The following is a 1,121-nucleotide window of genomic DNA, read 5'->3' as shown; positions in this document are numbered from 1 at the left end:
GCTGCTTGCCAGCGAAGAGGCCGGCTCAGACAGCACAGAGCCTCTGCTGCAACGCCACCCCTGCCCCTTCCAACCCGGAATATTGCGCCGTCACCAGCCACACCGGCACCCCTTCAAAGTAGGCGCTCATGCAGCCCTTGTCGGCAAAACTGGCGGCAAACCCGCTGCGCAGGAACAATTCGGCGAACCGCGGGATCACCCCGCCGACGATAAACACCCCGCCGCGACCGCCCAGGGTCAACACGTTGTTACCCGCTACCCGTCCGAGAAAACAACAGAACTGCTCGATCACCGCCAGTGCCAGCGGGTCATCGTTCAGTGCCACCTCGGTAATCTCGGCCGGCGTGGTCAACACCGGGGCATGCCCGTCCAGCGCGCAGATGGCGTGGTACAAACGCAACAGGCCACCGCCACTGAGCACGGTCTCGGCACTCACATGCCCGGTATCGAGGGCGATCTGCTGACGAATCGCGGCCTCGCGTGCATTGCCCACCGGCAGGTCCACATGCCCGCCTTCGCCCGGCAACGCCATCCAGCGGGCGTCACCCAGGCTGAGCAGCGTGCCCACGCCCAACCCGGTGCCCGGGCCGATCACCACCGCCGGGCGGCTCGGGTCCGGCGTACCGGCACACACGCTGCGCACCTCGTCGGGCTGCAGGCGGGTCATGCCCAGCGCCATGGCGCTAAAATCGTTGATCAACAGCAGGTGCTCCACCTGCAGGGCGGCGCAGAAGGCCTTGCGGCTCAGGCGCCAGTGGCTGTTGGTGAAGCGGAATTCATCGCCACTGACCGGCCCGGCCACCGCCAGGCACACCGCCGCCAGCTCGCCCCTGGCCACGCCCTGGGCGGCCAGGTACACGCCGATGGCCTGCTCGGGGCTGGTGTAATCGGCCGTGGGGAACACCTGCACGTTGTGCAACTGGTTGCCCTTCCACAGCGCGAAGCGTGCATTGGTACCGCCGATATCCCCCACCAGGGCGACGTTCACTTGAAGGTCTCCAATGCCGAGGTAAAGGCACTGGCGCCCTGCTCGGCCGAGCTCAGCGCCACCCGCAGGAAGCCGAACAGTTCGCGCCCGCACCCCAGGTCATTGCCCAGCGGCGCCGCTGGCAGCTCGCGGG

At 67.5% G+C, this 1,121-nt stretch carries 1 protein-coding gene; it reads right to left on the bottom strand.

Going from position 1 to position 1,121, the window contains the following annotated elements:
• Nucleotides 1-25: 25 nt before the first annotated feature.
• Nucleotides 26-988: a glucokinase gene (locus G3436_RS25970; RefSeq protein ID WP_163951116.1), complete on the bottom strand. Its 963-nt coding sequence runs from the start codon at nt 986-988 to the stop codon at nt 26-28.
• Between the last annotated feature and the right edge of the window lie 133 nt (nt 989-1,121).

The organism is Pseudomonas brassicae, assembly GCF_010671725.1.
GTDB lineage: Bacteria > Pseudomonadota > Gammaproteobacteria > Pseudomonadales > Pseudomonadaceae > Aquipseudomonas > Aquipseudomonas brassicae.
Note: the sequence above shows the minus strand (reverse complement) of the source record. Positions and strands in the feature narration are given on the sequence as shown.